Source organism: Sphaerospermopsis sp. LEGE 08334 (genome assembly GCF_015207205.1).
Classification (GTDB): domain Bacteria; phylum Cyanobacteriota; class Cyanobacteriia; order Cyanobacteriales; family Nostocaceae; genus Sphaerospermopsis.
Map to the genome: position 1 here is coordinate 94,938 of NZ_JADEXH010000001.1, position 15,038 is coordinate 109,975.

Annotated in this window: 16 protein-coding genes; 1 reads left to right on the top strand and 15 read right to left on the bottom strand. The window is 35.0% G+C overall.

Annotated elements, in window-relative coordinates:
• Positions 1 to 34 precede the first annotated feature (34 nt).
• The 15 genes from IQ237_RS00455 to IQ237_RS00525 form a co-directional block, all read right to left on the bottom strand.
• On the bottom strand, positions 35 to 448 hold the full coding sequence (locus IQ237_RS00455) for an HNH endonuclease (protein WP_194051129.1): 414 nt from the start codon (positions 446 to 448) through the stop codon (positions 35 to 37).
• Positions 438 to 815, bottom strand: coding sequence for a hypothetical protein (locus IQ237_RS00460; RefSeq protein WP_194051131.1), 378 nt, complete (start codon positions 813 to 815; stop codon positions 438 to 440). Before IQ237_RS00460 ends, IQ237_RS00455 begins: the two co-directional genes overlap by 11 nt.
• A gap of 44 nt (positions 816 to 859) precedes the next feature.
• Positions 860 to 1,054, bottom strand: coding sequence for a hypothetical protein (locus tag IQ237_RS00465; RefSeq protein WP_194051133.1), 195 nt, complete (start codon positions 1,052 to 1,054; stop codon positions 860 to 862).
• On the bottom strand, positions 1,051 to 1,269 hold the full coding sequence (locus IQ237_RS00470) for a HEPN domain-containing protein (protein ID WP_194051135.1): 219 nt from the start codon (positions 1,267 to 1,269) through the stop codon (positions 1,051 to 1,053). Before IQ237_RS00470 ends, IQ237_RS00465 begins: the two co-directional genes overlap by 4 nt.
• A complete protein-coding gene (locus IQ237_RS00475) occupies positions 1,266 to 1,583 on the bottom strand; it encodes a nucleotidyltransferase domain-containing protein (protein ID WP_194051137.1) in 318 nt (105 codons plus the stop codon). Before IQ237_RS00475 ends, IQ237_RS00470 begins: the two co-directional genes overlap by 4 nt.
• Positions 1,584 to 1,771: 188 nt before the next feature.
• The gene (locus IQ237_RS00480; RefSeq protein WP_194051139.1) at positions 1,772 to 2,716 is read right to left on the bottom strand and encodes a ribonuclease Z; all 945 of its coding nucleotides are present in this window, start codon (positions 2,714 to 2,716) and stop codon (positions 1,772 to 1,774) included.
• Between the two features lie 37 nt (positions 2,717 to 2,753).
• Complete coding sequence (locus IQ237_RS00485; RefSeq protein ID WP_194051141.1) at positions 2,754 to 3,671, bottom strand: sensor histidine kinase; 918 nt, start codon at positions 3,669 to 3,671, stop codon at positions 2,754 to 2,756.
• A 93-nt stretch (positions 3,672 to 3,764) separates the two neighbouring features.
• Positions 3,765 to 4,442, bottom strand: a complete 678-nt coding sequence (locus IQ237_RS00490; protein WP_194051143.1) for a response regulator transcription factor — start codon at positions 4,440 to 4,442, stop codon at positions 3,765 to 3,767.
• Between the two features lie 142 nt (positions 4,443 to 4,584).
• A complete protein-coding gene (locus IQ237_RS00495) occupies positions 4,585 to 5,226 on the bottom strand; it encodes a hypothetical protein (protein ID WP_194051145.1) in 642 nt (213 codons plus the stop codon).
• Positions 5,227 to 5,467: 241 nt separating this feature from the next.
• Positions 5,468 to 6,862 carry an HlyD family secretion protein gene (locus IQ237_RS00500; RefSeq protein ID WP_194051147.1) on the bottom strand — a complete coding sequence of 465 codons (1,395 nt, stop codon included), beginning with the start codon at positions 6,860 to 6,862 and terminating at the stop codon, positions 5,468 to 5,470.
• Positions 6,863 to 6,890: 28 nt separating this feature from the next.
• Positions 6,891 to 9,041, bottom strand: a complete 2,151-nt coding sequence (locus tag IQ237_RS00505; RefSeq protein WP_194051149.1) for a peptidase domain-containing ABC transporter — start codon at positions 9,039 to 9,041, stop codon at positions 6,891 to 6,893.
• A 658-nt stretch (positions 9,042 to 9,699) separates the two neighbouring features.
• A complete protein-coding gene (locus IQ237_RS00510) occupies positions 9,700 to 9,984 on the bottom strand; it encodes a hypothetical protein (RefSeq protein ID WP_228019435.1) in 285 nt (94 codons plus the stop codon).
• A gap of 345 nt (positions 9,985 to 10,329) precedes the next feature.
• The gene (locus tag IQ237_RS00515) at positions 10,330 to 10,512 is read right to left on the bottom strand and encodes a hypothetical protein (protein ID WP_194051153.1); all 183 of its coding nucleotides are present in this window, start codon (positions 10,510 to 10,512) and stop codon (positions 10,330 to 10,332) included.
• 228 nt (positions 10,513 to 10,740) lie between these two features.
• Positions 10,741 to 10,920 carry a hypothetical protein gene (locus IQ237_RS00520; RefSeq protein ID WP_194051155.1) on the bottom strand — a complete coding sequence of 60 codons (180 nt, stop codon included), beginning with the start codon at positions 10,918 to 10,920 and terminating at the stop codon, positions 10,741 to 10,743.
• A gap of 228 nt (positions 10,921 to 11,148) precedes the next feature.
• Positions 11,149 to 11,328, bottom strand: coding sequence for a hypothetical protein (locus tag IQ237_RS00525; RefSeq protein WP_194051155.1), 180 nt, complete (start codon positions 11,326 to 11,328; stop codon positions 11,149 to 11,151).
• Positions 11,329 to 11,889: 561 nt separating this feature from the next.
• On the opposite strand from IQ237_RS00525, the gene IQ237_RS00530 reads away from it, so the two are divergent.
• Positions 11,890 to 15,009: a plasmid replication protein, CyRepA1 family gene (locus tag IQ237_RS00530; protein WP_194051161.1), complete on the top strand. Its 3,120-nt coding sequence runs from the start codon at positions 11,890 to 11,892 to the stop codon at positions 15,007 to 15,009.
• The last annotated feature ends 29 nt before the right edge of the window (positions 15,010 to 15,038 follow it).

A 15,038-nucleotide genomic window follows, 5' to 3' on the forward strand; every position in this document is an offset into this window, starting at 1 on the left:
AGCCTTTTCAAACCTCGTGTAAAACTAATCTAAATTAAGGGTACAAATTTTGAGCAATTAATAATTTACGCGATCGCACTCTACTGGAAGTATTAAACATCAATAACCGTGATGTAGCTCTACCAATAGCAGTAGTACCAATAATTTCTGCATTTTTTAAAGTAAAATGTTCATTCCAAATTTGTAATCTGGGATGAAATAAACGAATAATTTCCCCATTACTTGAATCAAGAGTAGCAAAATCAGATCCTTTATGACGATTACAAGGTAAACAAGATAAAGCCAGATTTTCCTCTAAAGTTTCACCTCCATGTTTAACAGCAATAATATGATCAATTTCGTGTGTGTAAATAGAAAAGTCTTGATGAATTAAACAATATTCACAACGTCCTTTAGCGCGTTCTATGACTAATTGATGTAAACTAGAAGAAATGGCATTATTTGTCATTTTTAATTACACTGTAAGCTCTGGCTTTAAGTAAAATCATTAATTGATCTAGCTGTTCATAAACATCTAATTCACTGCTTTCAGTTTCGGAAATTGTACCCCTACGATTTTTTTCTAATAACTCTTCTAGCCTTTTTTGTGCTTGGGTAGAAACTTTGAATTTAGCTATTTGTTCCGGTGTTGGTTGTTTAATTAAAAAGTCTAAAACCTCTGTGTAAGTGTTAGGAATATCGCTAGAATTATTTAAGGTTAATGTTTCTGGTGTATATGTTTCTAGCAGTTGTGAAAGCAGTTCTGGAAGACGATGTAATATAGGTTGTAAACGGGTTGCTAGTTCATCCGGTACTTGAATTGTTAGTTGCGCCATTTTGATTAGGGATGGTATGTTTATTTATAGTTTAGCGTGAAAATTTATGAAATTTCTGAAATAATATTAGTATTTAAATATTCTGTTATTTCATCTACAAAAATCTGTGCTTGTTCAAATAATAACGTTGCAGATTCTTGATCAGGTTGTAACATTTCTCCATAATCACTTGCTTGTCGTTCATCAAAAGCACGATGAAAACTACGAGATAACTCCTTAGAAAAAATACCTGTTTTCACAAATTCACGATCAAAAAAACTAATTCACTATGCTTAGAACTACCTAAACCCTTAGTTGCTAAAAGACCTAAAGCAGCATAAAACATTGCATAATAAGAACGATTAATACTACCACGAAAAGCAGATTTGCTTAATAAAATCTTGGCTTCTCGTAATGTTTCTTTGCTTTCTGATAAACGGTATTCAATTAATAATTTTAATTGCTCATTTATCATATACAAATTCCCTCTTTTAAGACCTTAGAAATTAAAGGACTAGCACCCATAGCACCGTTTATAATTTGTGCTTCTGTCACAACAAAAGTAGAAATAACTAGATCATGTTTAAACCCAATTTCCCAGGCTAAATCACTTATTTTTTCTCGACATGACCTATCTAAATCAGCAATTTTAATAAACACATCTAAATCTGATTCTTCTGTAGCATTACCCCATGCTCTTGAACCAAATACCCGTAAATCTAAAATCGGCATTATTGCTTCTAAACGGTTACGAAATTCTGTAACAATTTGGCGATCTTTATCTTTCATTATTGTGATTCCTCCATATAAAAATCAATCTTGCAAAATGATAACTTACAGTTCTATCTATCTTCCTGGACTGCGATCGCTCAAATTAGCAAAATCTTCATCTGTAAATTCTATACCCAGAATATAACTTGAAACCTAGACAAAGAGAGAGTTTTACTCCTGACTCCTGACTCCTGCTGTACTAAATTCTAATTCACAACTTCTCGCCTTCTAGGTATGTCATAAATCATAAAATCATGCGCCATGATAGTATTAGGAAAAATCGCACGGGCTTCCTTCAACAAATCTTTTAACTCAATAGCATTACCAGGAGTATAACGAGGACTAAAATGAGTCATAATTAATTGATTTACACCAGCGGTGTATGCTGTTTGTGCTGCCATTGTGCTGGTAGAATGTAATCTTTGAAAAGCCATATCTGCATCTTGATGGGCAAAGGTAGCTTCATGAATTAATACATCTGCATCCTGGGCTAATTTGACAGCACCATCACAATAAACAGTATCTGTACAATAGACAAACTTGCGGCCAATTTCCGTAGGGCCACATAATTCACTACCATTAATTACTCTTCCATCTTCCAGGGTTACGGTTTCACCGCGTTTAAGTTTGCCATAAATAGGACCAGAAGGAATTTGTAAAGTTTTGGCTTTTTCCACATCAAAGCGTCCGGTTCTGTCTTTTTCCTCTACACGATAACCAAAAGCTGTAATGCGGTGATGTAACAAACCACAGCTAACAATAAATTCATTATCTTCGTAAATTACCCCTGGTTGAACAGTATGTACTTTGATGGGGTAAGAAAAATGGGTGTGTGAGTAACGTGAGGCGCTTTGCAGATATTCATTTAACCCAGCAGGACCATAGATATCAACTCGTTCCACATTACCAGCTAAACCACAACTGGCTAAAAGTCCCATCAAGCCAAAAATATGATCTCCGTGGAGATGGGTGATAAAAATTCGGGAGAGTTGGCTAATTTTCAGATCACTCCGCAAAATTTGATGCTGTGTACCTTCACCACAGTCAAACAACCATAGTTCTGCCCGTTGTGGTAATCTCAGTGCCACACTGGAAACATTACGTGATCTTGTAGGTACACCGGAACTTGTTCCTAAAAATGTTATTTGCACAGCGTTTTCTAGCCTTCCTCTAACTCAAAATGAGGATTTATCTATGATAACTCACAAGATAACCAGGCCAAGATAACTCACAAATAGTTCCTTGAGGATACATGGGAAGGCGTTGAAATTTACCTTTAATTTGTCGGGCTAAATTTTTAAACTGTTTTGTTCCCTGACCTTCCCTCCTAGATGAGTTAACGCCTAAACCATCATCTACAATACTTAGTGTGTACCAACCCATAGAGAAAGAACAAGCAACTTTGAGACAGGTTACTCCCATTGCATATTTACCGACATTACACAAAGCTTCTTCCAAAAATCGGCAAATTCCTCGTTTGTCTTCAATAGTTAAACAGTCTTCGTCTATAGGTTCAAAATTACGAATTTTTAATTTGATGGTTCTAAAGCAAGGAAAATCTCTTTCTAAGGTGTGACTATAAACTTGATAGAGAATTTCGTGCAGAGGTTCTTGTAAATTGATAATTATACTGTTTCCTAAGTAAAGGTTTATTTCTTGATGTGTGAGGTTTTCCTGTTGCCAAAATTCATAAATTCCCCTTAATTCTTGGTTTAAATTTTCTAGGTCTTTTTCTAACTCCGGTAGCATTTTCTTAATTGATAAATCTTGTAACTTCACCAATCTTAAAACCCTATTGAGAGTTTGTAGTGGTCCGTTATGGATGGTTTCAAATGCAACTTCAATCATCGCTTTTCTAGCTTTAATTCCCGATTTAACGATTTGGCTATAGTGATATATACCTGTGATAGCTATAGCATTTAAAGCTAAGACTATAATTGCGGAAAATTTTGGAATTAAGCAACCCCAAGTTAATAGTACATAACTGGCACTGACTAAGTTAGAGATGACAATACTAATCACTATAATATTTGTGACTGGATATGTGTTTAACATCCAGATATTTTGCCATCCCGATTTCATTTTCATCCAAAATTTAGACTGCATAAGCTTTAAATATTAATTGACAATTGACAATTGAAAATTGAAAATTGACAGAATTGAAATGGTTATTTGTTAGTATTCAGCTATCAGTAATCATTAATCAATCAACCCTTCTGATCTCGCTTTATTTTCTGTTTGAATACGGATATTTTTACCTTCCTCTGGGTAAACGTTTAAAGCATCTTGTAACTTACTCCAATAATGACGCACCATGCGCTCAGATACACACATTTTTTCAGCAATTGCTTTATCTTGTAATCCTTCTTGAAAAGCCAAATTTAGGACTTTTAACCATTCGGGTTTTACTTCTAATCCTGAGTAAATTCCTTTGATATCTTTTGTATGAGTTAATCCTTGTAATGCCCAATCTACTCTTGTTAACATTTCCTGGGTTGAGAGGCTTTTATCAGCAATAGTAAAACCTCCTTTGTGACTATCAATATCCAAACGAATACGTACCAATGTCCTCGCATGGGCGCTTTGGACAACAATATTTAAGTGAGGATATTTTTGCATCAAAATTTTTAACAGTTGGATACCGTTGTCAGGTCGCGCAGTCAGTCCTTTTTCTTCGGGAATTGAAAGATCCATAACTATCAAATCAGGCTGAAAACTGGTAAGTTGTTCAAGAGTATTATTGACATTAATTGCGGTTATAAATTCAGCACTAGGATAGTTTTTTTTGAGAATGTCAATTGTTCCACTTAACACTGATTCGTGATCATCAATTACCAAAATTTTCAGCAATTTATTGGCTGATAAAATTTGTTCCATCTTCAATACTGAATAAAAATTAGCTTTTCCTAAATTGTATTTATGTTGGTTTAGTTGCTATGAGGGATGTCACCCTTACCCCGGATAATTTTACTGAATTAATATAATTATTTTGGTGAAAATATTGGCTAGACAATAACACCTACCAACAAAAATACCAAGCTATCCTAAGATTGCTACTGTTGTAAAAGCATTGCCCAGACATTAAAAATTCTAGGCTATCACTCAGATAATTTAATTCCGGTAGATAGGAATAAGATGTTAGGTTAGATAGATCAGAATAGGTGATTCTGACAGTTATTTTTTTTGTATTTTCTTTGAATTGTAAACTGATATAAATTGCAATAGGTGTAGAATTTTCTCGCAAAGTTATTATTAATAATTCTTCTAAAGCTCGTAGAATTATGAGACTACCTTCTACAGACTCATGTTGCCAATATGCTGGCATATCAATATGAAAATAGACATGAGAATAAGATGCTACCCAGGGAGCTAATAAGCACTGGATTGAGAGTGGTAAACTCTCTTGAATATACACTGGACACAGGCGATCGCTCAATTGAACTAAAGAATGATGAAAATTATCAATTTTTTTGGTGTGTTCATAGCAATTCTGAATTAATAAATTTGGATGATCTATTTTTAATACATCTAAACTGCGACGGATGGTGAAAGTTTCTTGTAACAAACTGTCCCGGATTTTTTCTGCTTCCTGAAACAGTTTTATGGATTGTCTATAAGACCACCATTGTAATGCTTCTTTAATTCTTTGTTCATAGGTCATAAACTTGACAATTTTTATGACTTGAGTAACTGTAATGCAATACTGTTCGGTTAACAAAAATTACGTATTAGAGATCCCTCTATATCACCCTTAAAAAGGGCGGTTGGGGGAATGCACGCTATGCGAACAAAATCTTAACCGAAAAGTATTGGCTACAAACAAATATTCTGACTCCTGACTCCTGACTCCTGACTCCTAACTTCTTACGTTACATTTTTATTCTTTGCTTCCATCTACCTGCTTATAAATCAGTAATTAATCTTGCTTTTCTCAGCATAAATTGTAATGCTGTTTCTTCTCTGGAAATAATATCAGCTTTTACTTGCATTCCTGATTGGATATAACATTGGTGATTACTATTCCCAAATTGAAGAGTTTCCGGTTCAATTGTTGCTTCAAAATAATTACTAGCTGTTGCTATACCTGTGTTATTATTTTGGGTTGTAATTACGTCAGGAGAAATGGTTTTAACAACCCCTTTAAGAGTCCCATAATCAGGATATGGACAGGCATTAACACGCAATTGAACTTTTTGCCCAACGGCGACTTTTTTAATTTCATTCGTAGGAATCATAGCTTTAATAAAGAGAGAAGAATTATTAGGAACAATTTCAGCAATAGATTCACTAGCACGCACTACTTGACCTGGGTTACGTAAATTTAGCTTGAGTATAATACCATTGCTAGTAGCAAAAATACTGCTTTTGCGAATCTGATTTTCCACTTGTTCCAGTTCTTTTTGTGATTGATTAATTTGGACTTGTAATTGCACGCGACGCTCAAGTAATGCTTGTTTCTCTTTATTTAAACTAGCAATATTAGCTTCGCCTTTAGCAGTTTCTTGGGCAATACGTTCTTGTGCCATCATCACTGTTGCAGGAGTTGGATTTACTGCTGCTTTAGCTGATTGGAGTTTAATTTTAGCTATTTCAAATGACTTTTGTTCAGCTTGTAGTCTTAATTGTGTTTGTTGCACAACTAATTGTTTTTGTTCAAATTCTCGTCTCCCAATTGCGCCAATTTTTGATAATTGCTCATAGCGATCGCGGTCTAATTTAGCAAATTCTAAATCAGCTTGAGCTTTTTGTAAATCGGTTTTAGCCTTTTGCAAACTTGCCTCTGAAGCTAGAAATTCACTGTTAGTATTAACTTTTCGTTCTTGATATTCCCGTTGGTTGCGGGCTAAATCTACTTTTGCAGTAGCAATAACAGTTTCAATCACTTTTTTTTCTGCGGACATCTGATTATCTAAATTCTGAATTTGTGCATCTATTTGAATTAGTTGTAAACCACCTTGTTGAATATTACCTTGCAGTTGACTTTTTTTAATTAGTAATTGTTCATTATCCAAATTAGCAATTACATCTCCTATTTTCACAGGTTGATTTTCTTTGACTAAAATGGTTTTAACTGTTCCTTCCATTTGTGGTTGTACTAGACGAACTTCACCCGTAGGACGCACAGTACCAACTGCTTTCACGGTGACATTATATTTAATCCATGAAGATAACGTAATCCCAGTCACAACAGTACCAATGAGAAATATTCCTGCTAAAGATGTCCAACGACTAATAGGAGGAAGAAACTCATCATTTTCTCCTGAAGGAATAAATTTTTGATTATGAGTGTAGAGCATAAGTACCTGATAATTTAATTATGTTGAATTAGGGAATTAAAAAATCTAAATGCTCCCCTGTTTTTACCTTTAACTCCTGCAAAGAACCTTGTATTTTTAACTTTCCTTGATCTAGCAAAACTATCCAATCAGTACGATTAATTACCTTGGGACGATGAGTAATTAAAATTGTTGTTTTACCCCGACGATGTGCAAATAATTGATCCAAAACTTGCCCTTCACTGACAGGATCAAGTCCACCTGTGGATTCATCTAAGAGCAAAATTGGTGGATCTGTAACAATAGCTCTAGCTATGGCTAATCTTTGACGTTGACCACCGGAAATATTAGCGCCAAACTCGCCTAAAATAGTTTGATATTTTTCCGGTAATTTACTAATAAATTCATCAGCACCAGCAATTTGGCAAGCTCTGACAATTTGCTCAAACGTAACGTAGGGCGCTCCTAAACGGAAGTTTTCCACAATAGAACGACTCCAAAAATGGGCATCTTGGGGAACAAGTACCACCTGTTGACGGAGACTGTCTAAAGAAAGGTCTTGCAGGTTATAAAGTCCAATGCGGATATTGCCAGACTGGAGAGGATATAAACCAGCAATTAATTTAGCCAGGGTACTTTTACCACATCCAGATTTACCAATTAAAGCCACAACTTTACCACCGGGAATGGTTAAGGAAAAATCTTCTAAAAGGTCAATTCTACCTGCATAATGAAAGTTGATATTTGTACAAATTATGTCAGCATCACCAGGAATTTTTGCAAATGGTTTTCTGCCGTCATTTTCATTTTCTGGAGTAGCATCAATAACTTCTGTTAATCTTTGTACGGCTGTTTTGGCACGGGTAAATTCTTCAACAAAACTGATAACAGTAGCTATTAGACCTAGAAAATTACCATTCATTGAATTAAAGGCTAATAGCTGCCCAATACTTAGGTTTTCATCTGGGTTAATGACTAAATTACCCCCAAACCAGAGCAAAACAATACTGCCAATTGCAGAAACAAAGCTAGAAAAGGTATTATTAATAATGCCAATTTGCATTGTGCGTAATGTCAAAGTGGCAAGCTTACTAAATCGAGATTGAAATTCTTCGGAAAATTGGGAACCAGCGGCGGTAGTTTTGAGAGTTAATGCACCTTTAAAGGTTTCTACTAACACACCTTGCGATTCTGCATCTTTAACTAATAGTTCACGGGTCTTTTGTTGTAATGTAGGCTGGAATATTAATGGAGCTATGGTCATTAAAGCAGCAATACAGATAGCTACTAAAGTTAGTTTCCAGCTATAAAAAGCCATGAAACCAAAGGAAATTAAGGCGATAAAAAATTTGCTGGGTAGACTGACGACAACTTGAGTAACTAATTGATTTATTTGGTTAATATCTTGGAGACGACTAACGATTTCTCCACTACGACGAGCTTCGTAATAAGAAAGTGGTAAGCGTAATATTTGTCTGCCAAATTCTAGGACTAATCCTAATTGTAGACGTTGAGCAAAGTGAGCAATTAAATTAGACTGAACCCAAGAAAGACTACTAGAAATTAGGTTCATTACCACTACAGCGATCGCCATAGTAGTCAGTAGTTTAGTATCTCCACGCACTAAAACATCATCGGTAAGAATTTGTAATAGAAAAGGAGAGGCTAAAGATAATAATCCTAAAAGCAAGTTCAGAGGTAAAGCTTGAGCTAAAATAGTGCGGAAATTCCACACGCGCTTGAAGAAACGCCAAAAACCACCAATTTGATCATCTTCTGCTTTGAAAAATTCTTCTGGATCGGGTTCTAATAACAGCATTAACCAATCTGTCCAACCCTCTACTAAATCTTTTTCAGATAGATAGCGGACACCTACTGCTGGATCAGATATGATAAATTGTCTGCCTTTTTTACCATAGAATACTACCCAATGATTACCTTTCCAATGAACAATTGCAGGTAAAGGTGCTTCATTTAATCTGTTTAAAAGTTCGGGAGAAGTTTTGACTGGTGAAGCATTGAAACCTAGTGTTTTTGCTCCCCGTTGTAGTCCTAATAAAGTTGTACCAAATTGTCCTGTACCTACGGCTTCTCTGATGCGGCTGAGTGTAAAATGCTTGCCATAATGTTGTGCTATAGCAGCCAAGCAAGCTGCACCACAATCTTCTTGACTATGTTGGGAAACGTGAGTATATTTCATAAGTTATCAATGTTGATATTGCTGGGATTTTCACTCAATAGGAAGCATCCATGACTTGTATTTGTATATTGAATAATTTTGATTATAAATTCAGTCAAATAATAAAACATTAATGCTTTAGGTAAACTAGATTTCCTTTTTCAGAAAAAGCAATTGCACAATTTATATACTAACTATAGTTGCATAAGTGTTGACAGGGGAAACGCATCTAAATCTTATTGACAAAATACCGTTTTAATGTATAGACCAATAAATCCCTATTTATCGTTTGATTGATTTTTTCAGGATCATGGTGATGGACTAAAATATTGTCAATAAGTGGTCGTTAATGCGAATATTTTGGTCGTTATTGAGATTGAATCGCCCTTATTGATAAGATGCGTTTCCCCTGTAAGTGTTGAGTAAGTAAAAAAATACTGGAACATAATTAATATGTCCCAGTAATTAACCCAGTTAAACTCAATTAGCTATCTCTGAAGTATCCCTAAAACAAACTTAGAAATTGATAATAATTACAATAATTTCATATTTAGTAATTATGTTATCAAAAGTTAAGTTACATTTTTATCATCATTAACAAAGCTTTTGTTGTTCATTTTAGATACTGATACCGTGTTAAAAAGCAAAATAAACACTGTCGTTATTATTTCAGATAATTTCACATAATCTCAAGAGTAGGAGAAAGGTTAGGAGAGATATTTGGAGAGGGATTCTCAGAAAAGCTTGAAGAGAAATTAAAACTAGATGTTCCCTGTGTCAATGTTACTGCTATGACTATAATCGCTTGTTCTGGAGTTAGGAATGCACCACCATTAGCTATAAAGAATGCAACCATTGTGTAAGCCCCGGCTAAAGCATTGCCACCACTAACATTAACAGATTCTTCAGCAGAAAGCTGGATGAATAATGGTTTATTTTCAATTATTTGCATAGTTTTCTGCACCTTGATATCAATTGATTATATTCGCTTTTATGTAGTATTTTATTAATTTCTTTTAAGCTACTAAACAGCTTGCTTATTAATACAATTTCTATCAGGTCAAGGATAAAGGTAAAAAAGATGAAATTTATATTTCACCCTTTAGTATTTATTTCCTACCCCCTGAGTTTCTAGCAAAAATTAAATATTTCGGCAAGTTTTCAAGGGGAAGTGAACAGTTGCAACCTGTTTATAATTTATAGTCAGTGCTGTTACTTGTACTATGTTCCCTTGAACAACGATTAAAATCATTTGATGGTGAGGGTTTCAGGCTTTTAAATTTGGATGTAAACCTATAACCCGAAACCGTCATTCTGCGGAATTTGGGATGAAAAATTGGCGAATCTCTTGTGGTACATAACTTAGTATGTTCTTAAGTAAGTTGGGGTTATTAGTTATGTTAGCCAACTCTAAAACATCGCCACCATTAGCAGTAACAGATTCTTCAGCAGAAAGTTCAGCGAATAATGGGTTATTTTCGATTAATTGCATGATTCAATACTCCTTGATCTTGATTGATTGGATTTGCTTTAAGCTAGTAGTTGATTGCTTTTTTATCAGTCCCTCAACCGCTTGCTGGTTAATACAATTTGCAATCGTGAGTAAGGTGTCTTGAACGCGCTCATCTAGCTCAACAGTAAGCAATTAGTATCAGGTTCAGCTTACCGTTGAGAGAAGGCGCATTCGTCACCTTATCTGATGAAACAAGCTAAAAAGATGTTAAGCTGCTAATGCTGCTGCTTGTACAAAAATAGCTTGTGCTAGGCTTAGAGTCCCATTAGTAGCTGTTAAAATTGCGCCAAGCGCAATTGCTCCAGCTATAGCATTACCACCACTAACAACAGAAGACTCTTCAGCAGCAACTTGAGTGAATAATTCGTTATTGTTGATTACTTGCATGGTTCAATACTCCTTGATCTTGATTGATTGGATTTGCTTTAAGCTAGAAGTTGATTGCTTTTTTATCAGTCCCTCAACCGCTTGCTGGTTAATACAATTTGCAATCGTGAGTAAGGTGTCTTGAACGCGCTCATCTAGCTCAACAGTAAGCAATTAGTATCAGGTTCAGCTTACCGTTGAGAGAAGGCGCATTCGTCACCTTATCTGATGAAACAAGCTAAAAAGATGTTAAGCTGCTAATGCTGCTGCTTGTACAAAAATAGCTTGTGCTAGGCTTAGAGTCCCATTAGTAGCTGTTAAAATTGCGCCAAGCGCAATTGCTCCAGCTATAGCATTACCACCACTAACAACAGAAGACTCTTCAGCAGCAACTTGAGTGAATAATTCGTTATTGTTGATTACTTGCATGGTTCAATACTCCTTGATCTTGATTGATTGGATTTGCTTTAAGCTAGAAGTTGATTGCTTTTTTATCAGTCCCTCAACCGCTTGCTGGTTAATACAATAGCTAGAAACAAATAGTTGAGTCATTTACATTTTCTGCCAACTTAATTTCCAAATTTAGAAATCCATATTTCCGAAAAATACACCCATCAATGCAAGAATAATAAAGATAAAAATTCAATCTTATAGACTTTATTAAATGCTTCACTACCCAGCCAACTCCTAAATACTCTATATATTTATATTTAACCAATTCCAGGATCTGAACAGTATATGTTTACTATTTAGCCCAAAAATGTACTGATAAATAAAAATTAATCATGCACAAATATCACAATACAAAAATATTATTTCTACCATCTAATAAGAAAAATCAGCTATTTCTGTAATCACCGAAGTATTGCCATAAACAAAGTATAAAACTTTTGCCAAAATGGCGCAAAGTTTTTATAAAAAATCAGCAAATGCGTGTTAAGGTTTTATTTCCATTGTCTTACCCCATCTCTTCTTTTAGTGCATCTGCCCATGTTTGTAGATTATTTACACCCCCAGCACCTTGAAGAATTAGTGCAAAATAGCTGTATTGATTTACACTTAACCCGTCTAAATTTTATATCGCTCCAAGGTACGATCGCCTATCAGTACCTACTTATATCGGAACAAATACCACGCACCAATACTGGCATGGTAAAAAGTTCGTGGTTGCAGCGTTACAGCCATATTACAGCAGGTGGTTGGTGGTGTTCTGGAAGAGATCCCCTAAATAATTGGCAAAAAATGGAATGGGGATGTTTTAAACCATCCCAACCCCGACAAAATAAAAAAGGCAAGTCTATTAAATATGAACATCCTCCCAGCACACCAACGCGGGTATTTTGTCTGCGGGTGACATTGAAAATTTGGCAGCAAGTTGCCCAGCGTTACAATATGGATATGCCTCAAAATATCACTATTGCTGATGATGGTGAAGCGGAAGGTTTTTGGCAATGGGTGATGGAATGTAATATCTCAATAATTATTTGTGAAGGTGTGAAAAAAGCCGCAGCTTTATTAACACAAGGATATGTTGCTATTGCTATTCCAGGAATTACTAGCGGTTATCGCGTTGTTAAAGATAACTTAGGTAAAGTTACCCGTCGTCAACTCATACCTGACTTAGCAGTTTTCGCTACCAAAAAACGCAATTTTTATATATGTTTTGATTTTGAAACTCAAGCAAATAAAATCGCTGCTGTCAATAATGCTATTTCCCAACTTGGTTGTTTATTTCAACAACAAAACTGTCCGGTAAAAGTTGTGGAACTGCCAGGAACAGAAAAAGGCGTTGATGAATTTATTGCTGCTAAAGGTGCAGCTAATTTTGATAAAGTTTATCGTCAAAGTGTAGATTTAGAAATTTATCTGGCTCAAACTAAACCTCACACTGAATTAACAATTTCTCCCGCACTGAATGTTAACCTGGCTTATTTAGGAGAAATACCTTTTCCCTCTTCTGGTTTAGTAGGAGTAAAATCCGCTAAAGGAACTGGAAAAACTACCGGACTGGAAGCTATAGTTAATCAAGCAAAAAGTCGTAATCAACCCGTTTTATTAATTACTCATCGCATCCTTTTAGGAAAATTTTTATGTGAAAAAATAGGCATTAAATGGGGAATTAACCATGAAGCATGGAGTATAGAAGAACATCCCCAAATACCAATTACCAAATCTTTCGGTTTATGCGTTGATTCCCTTTGGAAATTGCATCCTCAAGATTGGCAAGGGGCTATAGTAATATTAGACGAAGTTGAGCAATCTTTATGGCATCTACTAAATAGTAATACTTGTAAAAATAAACGGGTAAAAATTCTTGGAGTCTTCCAACAATTAATTGCTACAGTTATAAAAACTGGAGGGTTAATAATTGCCCAAGATGCTGATTTATCAGATGTTTCTCTAGAATATTTACAAGGTTTAGCAGGAACTAAAATTACTCCTTGGGTAGTTGTCAATAAATGGAAACCCCAAAAAGGTTGGGATGTAACTTTTTATGATTCACCTAACCCAACACCACTAATTCATCAATTAGAATTAGATTTAATTGCCGGACGTAAATGTTATGTAACTACTGATAGTCGCACTGGACGTTATAGTTGTGAAACCATTGAAGGTTATCTTAAAGAACGTTTGCAGAAATTGAGAAAGCAATTTCCTGATACTTTGCTTGTTAGTAGTCAAACTACTAATACTCCTGGCCATGCAGCAGTTGATTTTATTGCGGCTATTAATCAAAAAATTACTGATTATGATACTGTGTTTGTTACTCCTAGTTTGGGGACAGGAATTAGTATTGATGTCCAACATTTTGACCGAGTTTATGGTATTTTTCAAGGGGTAATTCCTGACGCGGAAGCACGTCAAGCATTAGCAAGAGTGCGGGATGATGTTCCCCGTGTTGTCTGGTGTGCTAAACGCGGTATCGGTTTAATTGGTAGTGGTAGTACCAATTATCAATTACTATCTCATTGGTATCAAGAAAACCAAAAAGAAAATCTCGCTTTACTCAGTCCTTTACATAAAATAGATGTAGATTTACCAGCAGTTTATGATCCAATTCATTTAAGAACTTGGGCAAAATTATCTGCTAGGGTAAATGCTTCTATTAGTCTTTATCGTCAATCTTTACAAGATGGATTAATAGCTGACGGGCATAAAATTATTATGCGAAGTAATGCTGTACAAAATAATATTCTGCGGGATTTACGCTTGGCTTTTTTTGCCACTGATGCCCAAGATGTAGAAACTCGTAAAAGATTAATTATGGAAATTTTTAAAGTCCAAAAAGATTGGGCGCAAAGTCGTCAAAAAGCTAAAGATATTAAACGTAAAATTAAGGAAATTAAACAAGAAAATCAATTAATAGCTGCTAATGCTGTGGCTACAGCTAAGAAAATTGATTATGTTGAATATGAACAGCTATTAGCTAAACATTCTCTCGGTGACGAAGAACGTAATCAAATTAATAAATATATTCTCAGAGATAGATATGGAATTGAAGTAACTCCTTGGTTAAAATTGCGGGATGATAAAGGATATTATGGACAATTGTTAATTCATTATTATCTCACTCATGAAAGTGAATATTTTCATGGTAGAGATCAGGAAGAGTGGCAAAAACAATTATCTTGGGGTGAGGGTAAGGTTTTCTTACCTGATATCAAGACTTATACTCTCAAGGTTGAAGCTATAAGAGCATTGGGTATGTTACAATTCCTGGAATCAGGAAGAGTATTTAGTGAAAATGATAGTGATATTATTTGGTTAAAAAATGTTGCTCTTCACAGTAGTAAACATATTAAACGAGCCTTGGGTATTGATGTAGTGAAAGAGAAAATATCTCAAGAGAAAACATCTGTTTCAGGAATTAAGATACTTAATCGACTTTTAAGTTTATTAGGTTTGAAGTTGCAACAGGTAAATAATGTTGATAAACGGGTTTATAAAGTCTATAAAATTGATATGGCAACTCTTAATGATGGGAGAGATAAAATCTTTGCAGTTTGGCAGCAACGTGATGAGTTGAGGTTGTATCATTTACATGGTGTGAATACGGAAATTATTGATTATTCTTTAAATTCTCAGTTTATGGAACAGCCAGTAATGTAACTTATATGTAAGAAGTCAGGAGATCAAGG

Excerpts from the sequence above, each read along its gene's own strand:
- IQ237_RS00455 (WP_194051129.1), bottom strand. The coding sequence starts at position 448 with ATGACAAATAATGCCATTTCTTCTAGTTTACATCAATTAGTCATAGAA.
- IQ237_RS00460 (WP_194051131.1), bottom strand. The coding sequence starts at position 815 with ATGGCGCAACTAACAATTCAAGTACCGGATGAACTAGCAACCCGTTTA.
- IQ237_RS00470 (WP_194051135.1), bottom strand. The coding sequence starts at position 1,269 with ATGATAAATGAGCAATTAAAATTATTAATTGAATACCGTTTATCAGAA.
- IQ237_RS00475 (WP_194051137.1), bottom strand. The coding sequence starts at position 1,583 with ATGAAAGATAAAGATCGCCAAATTGTTACAGAATTTCGTAACCGTTTA.
- IQ237_RS00485 (WP_194051141.1), bottom strand. The coding sequence starts at position 3,671 with ATGCAGTCTAAATTTTGGATGAAAATGAAATCGGGATGGCAAAATATC.
- IQ237_RS00490 (WP_194051143.1), bottom strand. The coding sequence starts at position 4,442 with ATGGAACAAATTTTATCAGCCAATAAATTGCTGAAAATTTTGGTAATT.
- IQ237_RS00495 (WP_194051145.1), bottom strand. The coding sequence starts at position 5,226 with ATGACCTATGAACAAAGAATTAAAGAAGCATTACAATGGTGGTCTTAT.
- IQ237_RS00500 (WP_194051147.1), bottom strand. The coding sequence starts at position 6,862 with ATGCTCTACACTCATAATCAAAAATTTATTCCTTCAGGAGAAAATGAT.
- IQ237_RS00505 (WP_194051149.1), bottom strand. The coding sequence starts at position 9,041 with ATGAAATATACTCACGTTTCCCAACATAGTCAAGAAGATTGTGGTGCA.
- IQ237_RS00515 (WP_194051153.1), bottom strand. The coding sequence starts at position 10,512 with ATGCAATTAATCGAAAATAACCCATTATTCGCTGAACTTTCTGCTGAA.
- IQ237_RS00520 (WP_194051155.1), bottom strand. The coding sequence starts at position 10,920 with ATGCAAGTAATCAACAATAACGAATTATTCACTCAAGTTGCTGCTGAA.
- IQ237_RS00525 (WP_194051155.1), bottom strand. The coding sequence starts at position 11,328 with ATGCAAGTAATCAACAATAACGAATTATTCACTCAAGTTGCTGCTGAA.
- IQ237_RS00530 (WP_194051161.1), top strand. The coding sequence starts at position 11,890 with ATGTTTGTAGATTATTTACACCCCCAGCACCTTGAAGAATTAGTGCAA.